The sequence below is a fragment of the Paenalcaligenes suwonensis genome (assembly GCF_011290505.1).
In the GTDB taxonomy this organism is placed as follows: Bacteria; Pseudomonadota; Gammaproteobacteria; order Burkholderiales; family Burkholderiaceae_B; genus Paenalcaligenes; species Paenalcaligenes suwonensis.
The window spans coordinates 46,853-66,687 of record NZ_JAANPV010000001.1 but is presented as its reverse complement, the minus strand read 5'-3'; the positions used below and the strand labels follow the sequence as shown (position 1 = coordinate 66,687).

General features: G+C 51.6%; 16 protein-coding genes. 8 read left to right on the top strand and 8 right to left on the bottom strand.

Annotated features, from left to right (window positions below; genetic code table 11):
• Positions 1 to 8: 8 nt before the first annotated feature.
• The 4 genes from nrfD to dinB all read right to left on the bottom strand — a co-directional run bounded on the left by nrfD (position 9) and on the right by dinB (position 4,927).
• Entirely contained in the window at positions 9 to 1,097 is a 1,089-nt protein-coding gene (nrfD, locus tag GY634_RS00285) for an NrfD/PsrC family molybdoenzyme membrane anchor subunit (RefSeq protein WP_166406592.1), read from the bottom strand.
• Between the two features lie 15 nt (positions 1,098 to 1,112).
• On the bottom strand, positions 1,113 to 2,000 hold the full coding sequence (gene dsrO / locus GY634_RS00280) for a sulfate reduction electron transfer complex DsrMKJOP subunit DsrO (protein WP_242683560.1): 888 nt from the start codon (positions 1,998 to 2,000) through the stop codon (positions 1,113 to 1,115).
• 331 nt (positions 2,001 to 2,331) lie between these two features.
• On the bottom strand, positions 2,332 to 3,525 hold the full coding sequence (locus GY634_RS00275) for an acetylornithine transaminase (RefSeq protein WP_166406591.1): 1,194 nt from the start codon (positions 3,523 to 3,525) through the stop codon (positions 2,332 to 2,334).
• Between the two features lie 223 nt (positions 3,526 to 3,748).
• Positions 3,749 to 4,927 (bottom strand): DNA polymerase IV, encoded by a 1,179-nt coding sequence (gene dinB / locus GY634_RS00270; protein ID WP_166406590.1) that lies wholly within the window; start codon positions 4,925 to 4,927, stop codon positions 3,749 to 3,751.
• Between the two features lie 124 nt (positions 4,928 to 5,051).
• On the opposite strand from dinB, the gene GY634_RS00265 reads away from it, so the two are divergent.
• From GY634_RS00265 to GY634_RS00230, 8 genes are all read left to right on the top strand, one after another.
• Positions 5,052 to 6,626 (top strand): ABC transporter substrate-binding protein, encoded by a 1,575-nt coding sequence (locus GY634_RS00265; protein WP_166406589.1) that lies wholly within the window; start codon positions 5,052 to 5,054, stop codon positions 6,624 to 6,626.
• Between the two features lie 69 nt (positions 6,627 to 6,695).
• Entirely contained in the window at positions 6,696 to 7,682 is a 987-nt protein-coding gene (locus GY634_RS00260) for an ABC transporter permease (RefSeq protein ID WP_166406588.1), read from the top strand.
• 2 nt (positions 7,683 to 7,684) lie between these two features.
• A complete protein-coding gene (locus tag GY634_RS00255; RefSeq protein ID WP_166406587.1) occupies positions 7,685 to 8,596 on the top strand; it encodes an ABC transporter permease in 912 nt (303 codons plus the stop codon).
• Complete coding sequence (locus GY634_RS00250) at positions 8,596 to 9,579, top strand: ABC transporter ATP-binding protein (RefSeq protein ID WP_166406586.1); 984 nt, start codon at positions 8,596 to 8,598, stop codon at positions 9,577 to 9,579. Before GY634_RS00255 ends, GY634_RS00250 begins: the two co-directional genes overlap by 1 nt.
• A complete protein-coding gene (locus GY634_RS00245) occupies positions 9,576 to 10,574 on the top strand; it encodes an ABC transporter ATP-binding protein (RefSeq protein WP_166406585.1) in 999 nt (332 codons plus the stop codon). The genes GY634_RS00250 and GY634_RS00245 overlap by 4 nt, the downstream gene beginning before the upstream one ends.
• Positions 10,575 to 10,668: 94 nt before the next feature.
• Entirely contained in the window at positions 10,669 to 11,181 is a 513-nt protein-coding gene (locus GY634_RS00240; RefSeq protein ID WP_166406584.1) for a hypothetical protein, read from the top strand.
• Positions 11,181 to 14,249, top strand: coding sequence for an HsdM family class I SAM-dependent methyltransferase (locus GY634_RS00235; protein ID WP_166406583.1), 3,069 nt, complete (start codon positions 11,181 to 11,183; stop codon positions 14,247 to 14,249). The genes GY634_RS00240 and GY634_RS00235 overlap by 1 nt, the downstream gene beginning before the upstream one ends.
• Positions 14,246 to 15,019 (top strand): hypothetical protein, encoded by a 774-nt coding sequence (locus tag GY634_RS00230; protein ID WP_166406582.1) that lies wholly within the window; start codon positions 14,246 to 14,248, stop codon positions 15,017 to 15,019. Before GY634_RS00235 ends, GY634_RS00230 begins: the two co-directional genes overlap by 4 nt.
• Positions 15,020 to 15,268: 249 nt before the next feature.
• Here the strand turns inward: GY634_RS00230 and GY634_RS00225 are convergent, their stop codons facing one another.
• The 4 genes from GY634_RS00225 to GY634_RS00210 form a co-directional block, all read right to left on the bottom strand.
• Positions 15,269 to 15,733 carry a Fur family transcriptional regulator gene (locus tag GY634_RS00225; protein ID WP_166406581.1) on the bottom strand — a complete coding sequence of 155 codons (465 nt, stop codon included), beginning with the start codon at positions 15,731 to 15,733 and terminating at the stop codon, positions 15,269 to 15,271.
• Complete coding sequence (locus GY634_RS00220; RefSeq protein WP_166406580.1) at positions 15,730 to 16,836, bottom strand: alpha-hydroxy acid oxidase; 1,107 nt, start codon at positions 16,834 to 16,836, stop codon at positions 15,730 to 15,732. The genes GY634_RS00225 and GY634_RS00220 overlap by 4 nt, the downstream gene beginning before the upstream one ends.
• Positions 16,833 to 17,513: a Fe2+-dependent dioxygenase gene (locus tag GY634_RS00215; RefSeq protein ID WP_166406579.1), complete on the bottom strand. Its 681-nt coding sequence runs from the start codon at positions 17,511 to 17,513 to the stop codon at positions 16,833 to 16,835. The genes GY634_RS00220 and GY634_RS00215 overlap by 4 nt, the downstream gene beginning before the upstream one ends.
• Positions 17,514 to 17,576: 63 nt before the next feature.
• The gene (locus tag GY634_RS00210) at positions 17,577 to 19,817 is read right to left on the bottom strand and encodes a TonB-dependent receptor (protein WP_242683558.1); all 2,241 of its coding nucleotides are present in this window, start codon (positions 19,815 to 19,817) and stop codon (positions 17,577 to 17,579) included.
• Between the last annotated feature and the right edge of the window lie 18 nt (positions 19,818 to 19,835).

Genomic DNA, 19,835 nt, shown 5'->3' with positions numbered 1-19,835 from the left:
CCTACTATTCAGGCCTGACGGGCATTACCCAACTGATTCAATGGCAGCAATGAGGTAAGGGCGATAAACAAGAACACCCACAAACCTGCTGTACCCACAATGCCTAGCAATCCTTCTGGCCCCAAAGGCAATTGGTAGCTGTAGTAACCGGCACCGGTTTTAGGCACTTCTTGCCCGCCGATGAAAATACTCCAACGCATCATCCACGTAGAGTGCAGGGCCAACAAACCAATCAGTAAACCCGAGCCTGGACGCTTCCATGCCAACAAGAAAGTAATGACCGTCGCCAGTACCGCCCATGCGGCGGCTAAACGCCAGTTTTCTGCCGGAGCCACTTCCGCCAACGCCGCACTGTGTACAGGCGACCAGCCGCTTAGTGCGATCACTAACCACAACGCGCCTACCGCTAGGGCACACAACTGGCTTACGGCCAGCCAACGCGAGGCTTTCTGCACAATCAGCGTATCGGGTCTGGACATCATGCGATTAAAAATCAGCACCATACCCAGAGCCCCCGCCATCGCGGTCACCACAAACTGCACCGGCAAGAGCGGTGTGTTCCACAACGGTCTAGAGGCCACTACCATCACTTCTGCACCGGTGTACAACGCCACTAAGATGGCACCAATGGTGGTGATCACGGCGGCAATACCCAAGGCTTTGGGGCTTTCGTGCCCCCCTAAGGACAACCATCTAGCAATAGGGGCGTAACGTGTAGGCTGCGCACCAGTTTTGGCCAGTAAAGGACGCCATGCCAACCAGCTATACAGCAACAAACCACCTACATACACAGGGATAAATACCGCCCCCCATGCCATCCAGGATTTGGGGTTGAAGTGCAGGTAAAAATTCAAAAACCGTCCGGGCTGGTGCAAGTCGGCTAGCAACGCGACTGGCGCGCTAATCCCACACACCACCGCAACAGCTAACGACAAGTTAGAAATACCGCTCCATGATGGACGTTTAAACACAATGCCGGGCAGCGACAGTAAGAAGCCGCAGTACGACAAGCCAATTAAGAAGAAGTACTGTACCGCCCAGGGCAACCAAGCGACTTCGCGGGAAACGTTAATGGTTTCTACAATTTGGGTATACATGGCAGGCTCCAGAACTTAAAGAGAAGCACGAGGTTTCCACAAGGCAGCTTCACCTACCACCTTGCCTTGGAATTTCTCGTCCAACCCTATGTAAAACACCTGTGGGTCTGTACCCGCCTCAGGTTTCAGTACTTTCAACTCATCTTTAGAGGCCTGCAGCAACTGATTCAGCTCGCCATCAGGGTCATTTAAGTCACCAAAAATACGTGCGCCGCCCACACAGGTTTCCACACAGGCGGGTAACAAACCGGCCTCTAGCCTGTGCGCACAGAAGGTGCATTTATCGGCTTTACCGGTGTGGTGATTAATAAAACGGGCATCGTAAGGACAGGCTTGTACACAGTAAGCACAGCCCACACAGCGGTCGCTGTCTACCAGCACCAAGCCATCTTCTTGTTTGAATGTGGCCCCCACTGGGCACACGGGCACACAGGGTGGGTTATCGCAGTGGTTACACAACCTAGGTAACACATAGGTACCTGCAGGCTGGTCTTCGCCCTCTAGCGCTACGCTATACGTAGACACCACGGTACGGAAGCTGCCTTCCGGTACAGCGTTTTCCTGAATACAGGACACCGTACAGGCCTGGCAGCCAATGCATTTACGCACGTCTACCAACATGGCCCAGCGATGTTTGTTTTGCTCATCAGCCATGGCGGGAGTAGGCAATGCCACGGCGGCAGCCGTAACCACTGGAATCCCCCGTAAAAAGGCTCGGCGGCCCGCATCGGGTTGTGCGGCCTGACTTGCACAGGAGCGTGCGGCCCCTTGGCAGCCTGAAGTAGAAACACTGGCAGCGGACGCATCACTTTGCAGTGACTCGGCGCGTGCCTTGCGCGAGAAAAATCGGATTATGCTCTGGCGCGGTGTGGCACCGGTGTTGGCTTCTGGACTAGGGCTCATAGAACTCTCCTGACATCATTGCTTACACTACCCGCAACGTTTTGATTTATTGTAAAAATCAGCGCGGTTCTGTGCGTTATGGTCAGAATACGAGTTGGCCCCTACGCCAACTATAGCTACTACACCCTACATCAGTAGATGAAAATACCTATATAGAAAACCCTTAATTCGCTCAAGCCTATAAGCCATCACGTATTAAGGGTTTTAGGGTGCTACGCCGGTCTACACATGAGAATGAGCAAAGCTTGATACTGCTCAATATGTAGTCAGCTATATAACGTTCATTTATCCCTACAAAAAGTAAGGAATAGGCCCTACACGGGCCTAATGCTTAGCGGCCACGTACTTCCGTAATGATCGCGTCCAGCTCAGACAAGGCCAGAGCCAGCTCATCTTCCGTCACGTTCAGTGCGGGCATAAAGCGCAGCAATTCAGGACGTGGTGCATTCAACAACATACCTTGTGGTTCACGATTGCGAGCCGCCAACACAATAGCTGCGCCATCAGGACGGTCCATTTTCAGCGCGCGCAGCAAACCCAAACCGCGCTCGCCATTCATGCCCCATTTGTCGCTCAGCGCATTCAGGCCATCGGACAGTTGTTTGCTACGTGCTTGCACGGATTCCATAAAGCCAGGAGCTGCCAAGGTATCAAACACGGCCAAACCAGCCGCTGCCATCACCGGGTTACCGCCGTAAGTACCGCCTTGCTCACCATGGGCAAAGCAAGACGCCGCTTCGGTTGCACACAGCGCTGCCAATGGAATACCGCCACCAATACCTTTAGCCAAGGTCATCACATCGGGCTCGATGCCAGAGTGCTGGTAGGCGAACATTTCACCGGTACGGCCCATACCGGTTTGCACTTCGTCCACGATCAACAGCATATTGTTTTCGTGGGTCAGCGCACGCAACTGCTGCATGAATTCTTTGGTCGCCGCAATCACACCGCCTTCGCCTTGTACTGGCTCCAACATTACCGCAACGGTTTTGTCGTCGATCAGCGCTTTAACGGAATCGATGTCATTCAAAATGGCTTTAGGGAAACCTTCAACCTGAGGGGCGAACATGGTGTCCCAACCCTCTTTGCCGGATGCCGACATGGTCGCAATCGTACGGCCGTGGAAACCGTGGTCAAAGGTAATGATTTTGTAGGAACCGTTACGGTTCACTTTGCCCCATTTACGGGCCAGCTTAATCGCGCCTTCGTTGGCTTCGCCACCGCTGTTCGCAAAGAACACACGGTCAAAGCACGATGCACCCGTCAAACGCTTCGCCAACTCCATAGAAGGCTCGTTGTAAAACGCAGGCGATGGGTTCATCAATTTTTGCGCTTGCTCGTGCATCGCATCAACAATCACTTTAGGGCTGTGACCCAATGCGTTCACCGCCCAACCCTGAATCATATCCAGGTATCGCTTGCCATTATGGTCTTCCAGCCAGGAACCCTGACCTCGAACAAAAACCAGCTCCGGGCGAGCTGTAATATCCATAAGCGCCTTGGCACCGGACCGATCAAATTGCATAACGGCAAACCCTATAGGTAAAGAATGTGGGCAGGTAAAAATGTAGCCCCACAATGGACAAAAGCCCTTGTTTAGTTTCACGTAAACAAAGGCATTAGCGCGCACGGTAAAAGCACCATGCAATTATGCATAATTTACCGCTACAGCGCAGAAATGCAAGAGAAACTGCGTGTTTGCCGCCTATGTGGCACACAGACGCTACGCATGCGCCACACCCGCGCGCTTAAAACGAGTCTTGCTCGTCTTCCCAGCCCACTAACGACAATTGCTGAGGGGCCTCATCCAAGCGTCTGGCCTCGTCTTCAGGCACCAAATTACTGGCTTTAACACCAAACAATCGTAAGGCTGGCTTATCAAACGGTACCCGTCGTAAACACTGGCCCGCTGCCGCATGAATATCCGCCGCCTCTAGCACCGGAACTTCCATGCTTCGATCACGCGTAACGGTGCTGAAATCATGAAAACGCACTTTGATGCCTATGGTTTGGGCGCGCACTTTTTTGCGCCGTAAGTCGGCCTCTAACTGTTGGCACAAGCGCTTAAACACCGCTGATAACTTCTGCTTATCTTGGCGTACATGCAAATTACGCTCGAAAGTGGTTTCGCGGCTAATAGACTTAGGCTCGGGGCTAAGGTCTAAATCACGATCATCTTGACCTTGCGCCACACGACTTAGCCACTGTGCATAACTTAAGCCAAAATGCTGTTGCAGCAGCGCTGGGGGCGTGGCCGCCAGCTCCCCAATCGTATGTATGTCTAATTCTTGTAATTTCAGGTGCGCTTTAGGGCCTACACCGTTAATTTTATTCACCGCCAACGGCCAGATACGCGTAGGCACATCCTCTATGCTTAGGATGGTGTAACCATTAGGTTTGTTTAACTCAGACGCTATCTTAGACAGCAGCTTATTGGGCGTAATACCAATAGAACAGGTAAGCCCTGTGGCTTCCCACACCTTGTCTTTTAGGCGCTGCGCCAAGGTAGCGCTGTCCTCCGGCAGATGGCTAAGGTCTATATAGATCTCATCAATGCCACGGTTTTCTATACGGTCAGACACCGTCGCTACCGCCGCCTTAAATAAGGCCGAATAATGTCGGTACGCATCAAAGTCTGACGGCAACAAATAGGCGTGGGGGGCAAGCTCTGCCGCCTTCATCAGCCCCATCGCTGAAAACACCCCAAACGCTCTCGCCTCATAAGTCGAGGTGGTGACTACCCCTCTGCCAGTGTAATCCCCTAGTCGGGCATAACGCCGCTCACCAGATGGTAGAGTGGTAGGAGCATCGGCACTACGCCCACCTATCACCACTGCCTCTCCACGCAAATCCGGATAGCGCAACAATTCAACGGATGCATAAAATGCATCCATATCGAGGTGGGCTATGCGTTTTAGGCTACTCATCTTTACGGTACATCAAATAACTGGTTATTTGGTTAAGCCATAATAAACGTTGACGTTGATATATAGCCTAAGGCACTATTGCCGCATTCCATCTGTCAGCAAACTGTCAGGAGACACGCCAAAAATGCGTCAAAAAATACTGATTTCCGCACTGGCCGCACTGATGTTGGCCCCCGTTGCGTTGAATGCTAAAACCTTGCGCTGGGCAAGCCAAGGCGACATTCTTACTTTAGATCCACACGCTCAAAACGAAGGCATGACCATCGCTGCCAGCAGCTATGTGTACGAGCCTTTGGTGGACTACGACAAAGATTTTAACTTGGTACCCGGCCTAGCAGTAAGCTGGGAGCAGCCAGACGCCCAAACGTGGCGTTTAAAATTGCGTGAAGGCGTGACCTTCCACGATGGCGCCCCCTTTACCGCCGACGATGCTAAGTTCTCGCTAGAGCGTGCGATGGCCCCCACTTCTAACTACAAAGCCTATGTCAACGGCATTAAAGAAGTGAAAAAGGTAGATGACTACACCATAGACATCATCACCGATGGCCCTAACCCCATTTTGCTGCGTCAGCTCACCAACTTGTTCATCATGAACAAAGCATGGTCCGAAGCCAATAACGCGCAGCAACCGCAAGACTTTAACGCCAACCAAGAAACCTTCTCGGCGCGTAACACCAATGGTACCGGCCCTTACAAGCTGGAAAGCCGTGAAGTGGATATTCGTACTACCTACGTAGAAAACGAAAACTGGTGGGGCAAAGACACCAAACCCGGTAACGTCACCCGCGTAGTCTTCACACCCATCAAACAAAACGCCACACGTACCGCCGCCTTGTTGTCTGGCGAAGTAGACTTTGTGCTAGACCCACCCGCACAAGATTTACAGCGCTTGCGTCAACAAGCCAAGATCGTCGAAGGTAACGAATACCGCACCATCTACCTAGGCTTGGATCAAAGTAGCCCAGAACTCAAATACAGTTCTATCAAAGGCAAGAACCCATTTGCCGATGCTCGCGTGCGTGAGGCTCTGTACGTCGCCATTGATATGGATGCTATCAAACGTGCCGTTATGCGTGGCTCATCGCTACCTACTGGCACCATGATTGCACCACAAGTGCACGGTTACGATGCGGCATTGGCTGAGCGTGTGCCCTACGATCTAGAGCGCGCCAAAACATTGCTAACCGAAGCCGGTTATGGCCCGAACGAGCTTAGCTTTACGCTAGATTGCCCGAACAACCGTTACATCAATGACGAAGCTATCTGCCAAGCCATTGTTGCCATGTGGGCCAAAGCGGGTGTGAAAGCCTCGTTGAACACCATGCCGCGCGCCACCTACATGCCAAAAATACAAAACGCCGACACCAGCGCCTACATGTTTGGCTGGGGCGTACCTACCTTTGACGCGCTGTACACACTGCAAAGTCTGATTCACAGCAAAGGCGAGGGCGCAGACGGCTCCTTTAACTTTGGCGGCTACAGCAACGCTGACGTGGATGCGCTCATCGACAACATTAAGGTTGAAACCGACGACGCCAAACGTACGGCGCAAATTCAAGAAGTGCTGAAGATTCACGCTCAAGAATTCGGTCACATCCCTCTGCATGACCAAGTGATCCCTTGGGCTATGGGCAAAAACGTGGACGTGATCCACCGTGCCGACAACCGTCTGACACCGCAATGGGTCACCATCCAATAATTGGTCTCTGACCATTATCACAGGAACTGCGCCTGATCCTTACCAAGGGTCGGGCGCAACCCGCTTACTATGCTGGTATTCATCATCCGCCGCCTCATACAGGCCGTGTTGGTCATGTTAGTGGTCAGCTTGCTGGCCTTTGTTTTATTCCGCTACATTGGCGACCCAGTGACCACCATGCTGGGCCAAGACGCCACCGAAGCTGACCGCATTGCGTTACGCCACAGTCTAGGGCTAGACCAGTCACCCTTAGTGCAGTTTGGGCATTTTGTGTCCAACGCCGTACATGGCGAATTCGGCCTATCCTTACGCCAAGGGCAAAGTGTTGCCGAACTGCTTAAAGACCGACTGCCCGCCACCGTAGAACTGTCTGTGGTAGCTGCCATACTGGCTTTAGTCATCGGTCTACCACTGGGCATTTATGCTGCGCTTAAGCGCAACGGTTTTATCGCCCAAAGCATTCTGGCCTTCTCGCTATTAGGTATCTCGTTACCTACCTTCTTAATCGGTATTTTGCTGATACTGGTATTCTCGGTACAGCTAGGGTGGCTGCCCAGTTATGGGCGTGGCGAGGTAGTGTATTTTGGCTGGTGGAGCAGCGGTTTGTTCACCGTGGATGGCCTTAAACACCTGATCCTGCCCGCCATCACACTCTGTTTGTTCCAGCTCACCCTCATACTGCGCTTGGTGCGTTCAGAAATGCTGGAAGTACTGCGCAGTGACTACATTAAATTTGCCCGCGCTCGTGGCCTAAGCCAACGTGCCATTCACTTTGGGCATGCCCTCAAAAACACTATGGTGCCGGTGATCACCATTACCGGCCTGCAACTGGGTGGCATCATCGCCTTTGCCATCGTGACCGAAACTGTTTTCCAATGGCCGGGCATGGGCTTGTTATTCATCCAAGCCGTGCAGTTTGCCGACGTACCCGTCATGGCCGCCTACCTGTGTTTAATCGCCTTGGTGTTTGTGATCATCAACTTGGTGGTGGACTTACTGTACTTTGCCGTAGACCCTAGATTACGCACCAGCATTGGTAAAGCAGGGGGGCATTAATCATGGACAGCTTAAAACGTTTTTGGGATAGCGACGTCGCGTGGTCGTGGCGCCATTCCCCCGTTGCCATTGTGGCCAGCATCATCCTGTTTTTGCTGCTAGTAGGTTCATTGGGCGCCAACTGGATAGCCCCACACGACCCCTTTGATCTCGCCAGCATCAACCTACTGGATTACCTACTGCCTCCCGCCTGGGAAGCCGATGGCCAAAGCACCTACTTACTCGGCACCGACAGCCAAGGGCGTGACCTATTTTCCGCGCTGCTGTACGGTACCCGCATTTCGCTCTTAATTGGTTTTGCCTCAGTTGCGTTAGCGATGGTGGTAGGCATTGTATTGGGGCTAATCGCAGGTTATGCCGGTGGCCGTGTAGACGCGCTGATCATGCGTATTGCCGACATACAACTTTCCTTCCCTGCCATTCTGATTGCCTTGCTGATCGATGGCGTGGCACGCGCTGCTGTGCCTGCCGACATGCTAGAAAGCATTGCCTTCCCCGTGTTGGTAGGGGCCATTGCCTTAGCCGGTTGGCCACAATATGCCCGTACCGTGCGTGGCTCCACCATGGTAGAAAAGAACCGCGAATACGTGCAGGCCGCTAAAGTCATTGGCGTATCACGCAGCCGCATTATGTTTAGCCACGTACTACCTAACGTGATGGGCCCCGTACTGGTATTAGCCACGGTGCACTTGGCTACAGCCATCATTACCGAAGCCACCCTGTCCTTCTTAGGGGTAGGGGTACCGCCCACATCGCCGTCCTTGGGCACATTGATACGCGTGGGTAACGACTTCCTGTTTTCTGGCGAATGGTGGATCACCATTTTCCCCGGCGCGATGCTGGTATTGCTGGTGCTGTCCGTTAACCTATTGGGTGACTGGCTGCGCGACGCACTGAACCCGAGGCTGAACTAATGAGCGCATTATTAACTGTGGATACGTTAGCCGTAGAGTTCCCCACACGCAGAGGGGTGCTCAAAGCCTTGGATGACGTTTCATTCCACATCAATAAAGGCGAAATCCTGGGCGTAGTAGGGGAGTCTGGTGCCGGTAAATCGCTCACGGGTGCTGCCATCATAGGCTTGCTAGAACCCCCAGGGCGCGTGAGTCACGGTGCCATCTACCTGCACGACGAACGCATAGACAACCTGCCAGAACGAAAACTACGCGACATACGTGGTCGGCGAATTGGGGCTATTTTCCAAGACCCTTTAACCTCACTAAACCCTTTGTACACCGTAGGCCGACAGCTAGTAGAAACCATACAAACGCACCTGCCGCTATCCAAGCACGACGCCCAAGAACGCGCCATTGGCTTATTAGAATCCACCGGCATTCCGGCTGCACGTGAACGTATCAACCACTACCCCCACCAGTTTTCGGGCGGTATGCGCCAACGGGTAGTAATAGCACTGGCCCTAGCGGCCGACCCCGAACTGATCGTTGCCGACGAGCCCACCACCGCCTTGGACGTCTCCATTCAGGCGCAGATCATCGACCTGCTTAAAGACCTGTGCAAATCCAAAGGCACCGCTGTCATGCTGATCACCCACGACATGGGTGTGATCGCTGAAACCGCTGACCGCGTGGCAGTGATGTACGCTGGTCGCATCATAGAAATAGGCCCCGTGCGCGACATCATCCGCGAACCCTCACACCCCTACACCCGTGGGTTAATGCGCTCTATCCCCACACTAGAAAGCGGGACAGAGCGACTAGAACAAATCCCCGGTAGCATGCCGCGTTTGAACGCCATCCCTACAGGCTGTGCCTTCCATCCGCGCTGTAGCGCGGCCATGCCCGTCTGTACCCAGAAACGACCAGAATTACAGCAGCACGAACAAGGCCAAGTCGCCTGTTGGCTGCATCACGCCCCAGTTGAGGAGCCCGTAGCATGAGCACTGCGCCACTAGTAGAAGTGCGTGATGCCGCACGTTGGTTTGACGTATCCCCATCCTGGTTGGAACGCACCCTATACCGCAAACCCAAAGTCATGCTGCGCGCTGTGGACGGCGTATCCTTCACCCTAAACCGTGGAGAAACCTTGGCATTAGTAGGCGAGTCCGGCTGTGGGAAATCCACCGTCGCCCGCTTATTGGCAGGCTTATACCCGCTGACCCGTGGGTCTATTAGCTTTGAAGGGGCAGAACTCAGCAGCATGAACGCCGCGCAACAACACGCGCTGCGCAAACGCCTGCAAATGATCTTCCAAGACCCCTACGCCAGCCTCAACCCACGCTGGCGCGTAGGCCGCATCATTGCCGAGCCGCTCAAAACCCATACCCAGCTCAGCAAAGCCGAACAGCAGCAGCGCGTAGGTGAACTGTTGGAACAAGTGGGCCTCAGTGCCAACGACCAACACCGTTATCCACACCAGTTTTCCGGTGGACAGCGCCAGCGCATCTCTATCGCCCGTGCCTTGGCCTTAAAACCAGACTTCATCGTCTGTGACGAACCCACATCGGCCTTAGACGTATCCGTACAAGCGCAAGTGCTAAACCTAATGAAAGACCTACAGCGCGAGCTGGGGCTAAGCTACCTCTTCATTTCGCACAACTTGGCAGTCGTGCACCACGTAGCTGATCGCGTAGGGGTAATGTACTTAGGACGTATAGTCGAAATCGCCGAGCGCGACGCGCTGTTTAACAACCCACAGCACCCATACACACGCATGTTGCTGGGGGCGATTCCGGATATGAGTGGCAGTGGCAAAGCCCGTACGCCGGTAGCAGGTGAAGTACCTAACCCGCTCAACCCACCCTCAGGCTGTACCTTCCACCCGCGCTGCCCGCTGGCGAATGAGCGCTGTAAGCGTGAGGCACCGGCGTTGGTCAGTTATGAAGGGGGGACGCAGGTGGCTTGTCATGCGGTGGGTGAAGGACGGAGTGTTTGATGTGTAGGCCATAATATTAAGAGGGAGGTTTTGAGTAAAACCTGCGTAAGTAGGTAGCATTGCCTCCCGGCCAATCTGCGCATAAAATACGCAGATGAATCAGCGACTAAAAGCATCGGACGTCTACCGCGTCGCAAATTACACTCGCAACCAGTTTAGGGGGTTACTGGCTGAGCTTGACTATCAATTTGACGCTTCTGTTGTCACTCGGCCTCGCGTTGCTCGGACATACTCTTCACAGGACTTCTTGGTGATACTCGTTGCGTGTACTCTCGAAACCAAGGTGGGGCTTAAGCGCAGCACCATTGCCTCTTTATTGCCAGCGATTGCTAAAGAGCTTGCTGGACCACGCCCTTTCGCTAAAGCTCCTAAGCTTGTATTGACGATGGATCCCCCTACCGCTCAATATATAGACTGTGGAAGCAATATTGAGCAAGGTGTGATCCTGCCATTGGACACAATTTTTGCTATTGTAGATGACCAGTTGCATAAGATAGATGGTGAGACATCAACGGCCCAATCCTTTTTGAGTTTTGGCCCTACTTCAATTGATCAAGTGTCGGTGGGGGGAGAAATAGCCCCTTATGAGTTTCAAAGAGGTCAATAATGAACAACTCGTCGACTAAACTTGCCAAAAAACTGCAGCTACTTCTCCGTTTACTTTCATATACACCCAAAAATGGATGGGTTGCCGCTGAACATTTTGGTACTGCCCAAGCGCATCGATTCGCTCTGGAACAAGCACGTGAATCCATGGACGTTAAAGGTGCTTTTTGCTGGCTTTCTGGTAGTGGAACATCGACAATCTCAGCTCCTTTAGTGTACATAGCAATCGCCGCTGACCGTGTTCAGGCCCAAGCCATTCATCGAAAAGTCTGGAGCCAAGGGCTGGTTCCATTTTTGATTGTTGTTACGCCAAATGAAACCCTGATTTGTGAAGGGTTTCGATATACAAGTGAACAATGGCAGCAAACAGTCTACGTCATTAGCTGGGAGCAAGTTAGTGAGGCCACCAAAGGGGAGCCTACGACGACAGAAACAATAAAAACATTAACAAATTTGCGGGCCGATCGGTTGCGCTCGTCGGTATTTTGGCGTGAGCATGCAATTGATGTAAGTGGGCGCGTCGATCAAATGCTTCTGTCTGGATTAAGTAGTCTCAGTTATAACTTATTGCGAGGATCTGGTGTCGCCTCAAGTTTATCGCACGGTGCAGCCAATGGCCTGATCGGCAAGCTTCTCTATCTGTATTTTCTGGTAGACCGTGGTGTCATCAATCACACTTGGTTAATGAGTCGCGGTCATACTGATATTGATTTATCTACTGCTCATGTCAAATGGGAAATGAGCTCGTTTTGGAAACTGTTCGACGATCTTGATTCTATATTTAATGGTAGTATTTTCCCCCTCTCCGCAATTGACCGTGCGGAAATCGACGCAACACACGTCCATCTTGCTAAGGCAGTCTTGAAACATGGAGCACACCTACAGCCTGATGGGGCTGTACAGCTCAGTTTTATAGATATTGATTTGAGTGTGCTGCGTGTCGAGACTCTTTCGGCTGTGTATGAACAGTTTTTGGAGAATGTTAAAAGCGGTGAACGTCGCAGAGTAGGAGCATACTACACGCCACCGTTTTTAGTTGACCTTGTCCTTGATAGAGTTGAAGATGAATTACCGCTCAAAGATGGCATCACCGTCCTTGATCCGGCAGCAGGCTCGGGCGTATTTCTCGTTGGTGTTTATCGCAGAATCCTTGAAAACTCTCGGTTGCTAAAATCATCCCCACTGTCCCTTGATCAAATCAGGGGCCTACTCGTTCGAAACATTTTTGGAGTCGAGCGTAATCTAGACGCATGCCATGTCGCCGCATTCAGTTTATACCTGACCATGCTTGATTACGTGAGTCCACGTGATTTAAGCGCGATCGCCAGAAGCCATGAACCCCAGAAACTATTTCCGAGTCTAGTGGGCACAAATTTATTGGCAATGGACTTTTTTTCCCCTGCAGTTCGACAATCCCTTCCTCCTATCCAGTGTGTGGTGGGCAACCCTCCCTGGCAGACAGTGAGTAAGCTTGAGTCGCCGATGGCAACGGAGTGGGTCATAAACCATCCGAATTGTCCGATTGGTAATGACCAAGCCGCTGAGGCCTTCGTTTGGAAGTCGCTGCGTGAGCACCTAATTGAGAATGGGGTTTTGGGTATTCTAATTCCATCAAAATCATTCGTAAATCCAACTGCCGCAAAGTTTCGTGTGAGTTTGCAACATGAAACGTTTGTTAGTGGAGTAATAAATTTTTCGCATCTTCGCCATAAGCTCTTTGCCGGGGCCAAGCATGCCTGTGCAGCTCTTTTTTTACGCAAGCGTGTGCCGAAACCTACTGACTGGGTCTGGGTATACACTCCGCTGTCTATTAGCCAGCCTGTTAGCTCCAAAGATGCTTGGCCTTGGACACTAATCATGGATGAGGCTGCCATCCAGCAGTTTAGACATCACTCTCTGGCTACTAATCCTCGTGGTTGGTTCGAAGCATTTGTTTTGAGGCCTGTTGATAGACAAATACATCGGTTTATCGGCGACTCGGCTACGCATGGCTCGATTACATTCTTGGGGGAACTGTGTAAGACAATTGGAGCAAAATGTAAACGTGGTGGCGACGAGAGCGATACAGGCTTGTCAAGTGAACTCCTGAACGGTGGTTCGCTTGTTGAGTCCTCTGTTCGGGCTGCAACACAAAGATCGAGTCAAAATTGTCTTAAGATAGACGGGCTTACGGATGTCTCCAGCAAGAAAGAGGGGCTATCATTGGCCCAACTGGCAAGAGTTAAGCCAAATTACAAAAATCAGTTCAGTGGAAACATACTCCTTATCCCAAGGAATTTCAGAAATATTCGGTTCATCGAATATCCAGTAGCGTATACGTCAAGTTACCTCGCAGTATTCTTTGACAAGAATACAAATCAGATTAGTGTCAAAGAAAAGCAGCTCTTAAAAGCGCTGGAAAAATACCTTAGCAGTAGTGTCGCCCTTTACTTTGTGGCAACAATAGGCAGGCGCTGGCTTATGGATCGCCGGAATGTCGAACCAACAGATATTGCCTGCCTTCCTGTGCCCCTGACCTCACTTGATGATGGTCGTATTCAGCAATTACTTGCGTATGAGGGGCCGGAGCTTGACGAGTTTATTCTTAATGAGTTCAAACTTGATCATGATTTGCGCAGTGCTGTTCAAGAGTTCTTGCATTTTCGGATGGGATTTCAAGATGGCAATGTTCCTATCGGAGCACTGACACCACCTAAAGCGGTGACACTTTCTAGTTATTCAAAAATTTTTCAGCATAACTTAGATGGACTGATTGACCGTAAGGGCGCGTTTAAAGTTGCTCATCAAGACAGCGTTGAAGCAGGCATTGGCGCCATCGTCGCTCATTATGTAGATGACGGAGAGTCGCCTAGTCACGACGTCGATTTGAAGCTTGCTTGTCAGGCAGCCATTGACGCAAAATCTCAGCAGGGAGGAAGCCCGTTCAGCGACAGTTTAGCGATTACTGTTGACCTGTCATCATCGACCATCGCTATTGTTAAGCCGTTAGAGTATTTCAGATGGACAGTTGATAATGCTTATGCTGATAGTCACCAAGCAATAAGAGCATTTATACAGGAGACCACATGAGCGGGACGTCTACTCCGTCAAACCTTAAGCAGCTACTTATACAGCATGGTTTCACATCAATGAAGGCAGAAATATGGGCCAAGTTTGTGCATCATGTAGTCAGGGTGTATTGGCAAGCCGCAGATCAGTTACTGGAACCGTCTAATTGGACATGTTTTAAACAGAAACTTGGAGCATTAGGGAAGCCTAAAAATAGTCGAGCAGGCACTGTCACTCAGGTTCCGCTTGAAGATGCTATCACTTCGGAAATCGGATATTTGGCGGAGCAAATACGTATAGCACTTCCATCGGATCACTTCTTGCGCAAGCATGAGGTATGTTTCTCATATGAGACTTTAATTCCCAGTTCCATACGTGCTGGACGACACTCAAAAAAGGTCGATTTCAGAGTCTATTCGTTATATCCAGATGCTCCAGAACTAGCCATTGAAGCAAAACCAGTTGCGACGTTAAATGACATTTCGAGTCAATACTTGGGAGTGAGAGGGATGGGTTGTTTTTTCGATCTAGACTCCGCTTACACTGCGGGACCTCTTGGAGCTATGCTTGCCTATAACCTTACAAGTGACGGCAGTAGCATGCAATCAAATGTATTGGATGCACTATATAGGTACCAACCCAAGCCTTTACATATTCATCATAGCGTCTCAATTCCTGACTGTGGACTTGCGCACAGTTCACATCATGATAGGGCTGCATGGAATCTACAGCCCATTACTATTCTTCATCTTGAACGTAACTTTCCTGTGGATGTCTATCAGCAAACCTAGCCTAATATTGCTGCCAAGGCACAATGCTGGAGCTTTTCCTCATCTGTCGCTCTAAGAGAGCACCTTCAAGCTAACTTGATTCTCGCGCATAGTTACTGTCGGCATTGAAACATTTTTGGGCTTTATCGAGAAACTGCAAAAATGTTTTACTCAAAAAAAGCAGCCCCCTACGATAACAACTGTATCGTGCTCTAGACACCACAGTTGGGGGCGATAGCGTGGCCCAAGAACATTTTTAGACTGTATCTGTCACCCCCCCCCCACAACCCTAACCTTAGGCTGCTCCACACACTCCTCACACACCACCGACACATTCAGCCTATACAGCTCCAGTTTCACGCCCATATCCGCGCAAGCTTGCTCTACAGCTTTCTGCACACGTTTATCCTCCAGCGCCTGCTTCTTCCCGCACACCACACACCCCATACTGCCCACAGGCTGTTCGTGCTGCATGGAATACAGCAGCTTACGCCCCTGTTCCATATGCGAGTGAATAACCCCGGCATCATTCAGATGCTTCAACGTGCCATATACCGTTCCCAAACTTAATGGCGTTCTGTGTTTTTGTAGTTGGTTGAAGATTTCTTCTACGGTCATGGCTTCTTGCTGTTCGTGAAGCACGTTCAGTACGGCCAATCGCGCCAGTGTCATGCGTATGCCTGCTTGGCGCAACAAGCCAGCTCCTACGCTGTGTGTCATCAGTACATTCATCATGTGTTATTCCCTTGCCAAAGTAAGGAAGCATCTATGTCTTCCAATGACCCTACGCCGCTTAACACCATGCTGCTTTCTAGTTCGGTACGTAGTAGGTGCAATATGTGTGCTACTCCGGTCGCGCCAGCAACCGCCAACCCATGCAATACGGGTCGCCCAATTAATACGGCTTTAGCCCCTAGGGCCAAGGCTTTTAGTACGTCAGTGCCACGTTGTATGCCGCCATCTACCAGCACGGGCACGTGCCCACCTACGGCAGCCACTACCAGAGGCAATACATCTAATGTGGCAGGCACACTGTCTAGTACACGTCCACCGTGGTTAGACACGATCACTCCCGCCGCCCCCGCTTGCACCGCTAGCTGTGCGTCAGCAGGGTGCAAGATGCCTTTTACTAGCACGGGTAGGGGGGTGTGTTTGGCTAACCAGGCCACGTCATCCCAGTTAGCCATTTGGGTGACTAAAGGATGTTGAAATAAAGACTGCCCCGCTTCTAGTACACCGGGAGTGTGCAACTTATCTGCATAGGGCAGCAAGTTCACGGGCTTGATGTTCGCTGGCAAGCTAAAACCGTGACGTTGTTCGGCATTGCGGCTGCCTTGTATAGGCGCATCTACGGTCATCACGATGGCTTCGTAGCCAGCAGCTTCGGCTCGGCGCAGTAGGTCTAGGTTGACGTCTTTATCGGCCTGCCAATACAACTGAAACCAGCGTGGCCCGGGTGCAGCGGCAGCTACATCCTCTAGGCTCACACTGGCTTGGGTGCTGACTACGTACACGGCCTGCAACGCCGCTGCGGCAATGGCTGTTGCGCGTTCGGCATCGGCATGCGCTAAGGCATGAAATGCTGTGGGGGCTATAAAAATAGGGTGTGCATAACGTTTGCCGAATAGCTCTAGCTCGGTGTTGCCCTTGGGAATACGGCGTAATACGCGTGGCCATAGCATCAACTGCTCAAAGGCTGCCTCATTACGGCGTTGGGTGATGCCATCCGCCGCCCCCGCGGTCACATACGCCCACGTAGCAGCCGGTAATACGTCACCCGCACGCTGTGCGTAATCAGCCAAGCAGCTTAACCCCTGCAAGGAGGCCTCTTGGCTCATGTTTCACCCCATTGGCGGATGAGGTTGTGATACACGCCCGATAAGCGCGTGACCTCATCGACCGAGTCACCTCTACCGGCCAATTGCTGCACTACGTTATCCAGTTCGTATAAAGAATGACGGGCACTGTCTTCGCGCACCATGCTTTGTGTCCAGAAAAAGGCAGCAAGGCGTTCGCCCTGTGTGACCGGACAGACTCTATGCAAGCTGGTGCCGGGGTACACCACGGCGTGGCCAGCGGGTAGTTTGATGCGCTGGGTGCCGTAGTTGTCTTGAATTTCTAGCTCACCACCTTCGTAGCTATCTGGGTCGCTGAAAAATACGGTGGTGGAGATGTCGGTACGTATACGCTCACCCGTTTGTGGGTGTACACGTATGGCGTTATCAATGTGAAACCCGTATGCGCCTCCGCCTTGGTAGCGGTTAAACATGGGCGGCAAAATTTTCAGAGGCAGGGCGAAGGACACAAATTTGGGTAAGGAAGACAAACGCTGCAACACCGCTTGGGCAAGCTCTATCGCCACGGGGTCTTGCACGTTTAGCTGTTCGTTACTTTTTTGTTGTACCGCCACATACCCTGCGGTCGCACGGCCATCGTGCCACGATGCTTGCCCTAGCCGTTCACATATAGCGTGGCATTCTTCAGCACTGAAAACTTCGGGAATCACCAGAATCATCTGTTTCTCCTAATGTGCCAGCAACAGAGCCGTCGCAAACGGACTCTGTTGCTGCCCTATGGCTTATTCCCAGCGATAGGTGGCACTGAACATATAAGAACGTCCGGGAGCGACGTTTGCAAACACCCCTACGTGCGATGCATCATACAGCGCATTGTTAGACAGGTTATTCGCATTGAACTGCAACGACAAACTCTTACTTACGTCATACTGCAACATCGCGTCGTAACGGAAGTAGCTTGGCAGCTCTAAGGTGTTGGCATCGTCTACGTAACGTTTGCCCAAGTAGGTCACACCACCGCCCAGCGTTAGCTCAGGCAGGATTTTGTAGGTGGTCCACAAGCTGGCACTGTGACGCGCAATGAACTTCATTTGGTTACCGTCGTAGACGTTATTGCCATTACGGTAGCTTTTGATTTTAGGTGCCAAGTAGGTGTAGCCTGTCCACACATTCCAACGTGGCGTGATCGCACCGGAAGCACCCAACTCTATCCCGCGCACACGGTTGCTACCGTTAAGCGTGACGTCGCCCGTTAGGGGGTCGGTAGTACGTGCATCGGTTTTGTGGGTTTCAAAGTAAGCACCAGTCAACGACAAGCGCTCGTCGAACACATCCCATTTGGTACCGATTTCCCAGCTGTAGCTTTTCTCGGGCTTCATATCACGCACAGAGGCCGAACCGCCTACACCATCGGCACCGCCGCCTTGACCCAAGTTTTCACCAGCAGGGTTAGACGACGTGGCGTACGACACGTAGATACTGCCGTTTTCAGCAGGCTTGTACACCGCACCCAGTTGGTAGTTCCAGAAGTCATCCTTACGTTTCAACTTCATGTTGTCTACCGTGAAGCTTTCACGACGTAAGCCCAAGTTCAGCAAAAACTGTTCGCTAAGCTCAATGGTGTCCATAAAGTAGATGGAACGCGTTTTAATATAGCCATCTTGGGTCTTAGGACCATAGGTCAGGTTGAACTTGTATGGCTTGTTGGGGTCTGGATTCCACAAGTTGTCGGTATCGGTTGCGGGCAAACCACCTACCGCACGACTAAAGACTTTTTCGTAGGTAAATTCCACCCCAGCACTGTACGAGTGCTTTAACGAACCTGTGCTAAAGGTACCGTACAAGTCGGTTTGGTTTTGAATCGCCGTGTTGTAACGCCAGCGAGCCCGGTTATCGCGCTTAAACTGCGCGTCTGGGCCTTCGGTAGAGCATGGTGGACCCGAGTTCGCCTTGCAGTTATCAAAGCTAGGGCGCGTCATTAAGTAGTCGTTTAGCGACTCAGAATGACGGGTAATGTTGCGGAACTGGGCTTGCTCAGAGAAATCATGCTCGAACAGCATCGTTGAGGTTTTCATGGTGTTGTTACGGAAATCCGCATTCAAACGCCCATAGAAATTCTCGCGATCTACATTCGGTGGGGTGTCTCTATCGTTGGCAGCATTCGCAAAAGGAATACCCAAGTCCGGCGTATCTTTGTTTTTTAGCTCCGAATACGACAGCGTTAAACGGGTAGGGGTGCCCAAACCAAAGGCAATAGACGGTGCCACACCAAAACGATCAATTTCGGGACCACCACGACCGGGCACATCACCGCCCATTTTCATCACGTTTAAACGGATGGCAACGGTGTCACCTACAGGCATGTTCACATCTGCTGTAGTACGCCATTGATCCGCATTACCAAAGCCTGCGCTCAGTTCAGCAAAAGGTTCTAGCTTAGGCGCTTTGGTGGTCAAGTTAATGCTACCGCCGGTGCCGCCACGACCCGTGTAGGCCGAGCTAGCACCCTTGATCACTTCCACAGCTTCTAAGTTAAAGGTTTCATGCGAGCCACGAGCGTAGTCGCGCAAACCATCAATGAAAATGTCGGTACTGGCTTCATAACCACGAATAAAAGGGCGGTCGCCTACCGGAGTACCACCCTCGCCAGAACCCAAGGTAATACCTGGGGTGGTGCGCAATACATCTTGCAACGAAGTTGCGCCACGGTCTTTCATTTGCTGCTCTGTAATCACATTCACCGTGCGAGGTGTGTCCAATAACGGCGCTGTGAATTTAGGGCTAGAAAGCTTGCTGGGTGTTTGATAGGTGTCGTTTGGTACTTCACCCATCACCCGAATTTCTTGTAAGACTGCTGGCGCAGCGGTAGTGCTTTGGTTTTCTTCTGCCTGTGCCGGTGCCATAGCAGCCATTGCACCAGCCAATACCACCGTACCAAAAGCGGGCTTGAAACTGTCCATGGACAAAACGGTTGTCCCCTCCAACGCTTTATCCTGCTGCGTTGACGCGTAAGTGCTTAACACGTACCTCTCTCCTGAAAT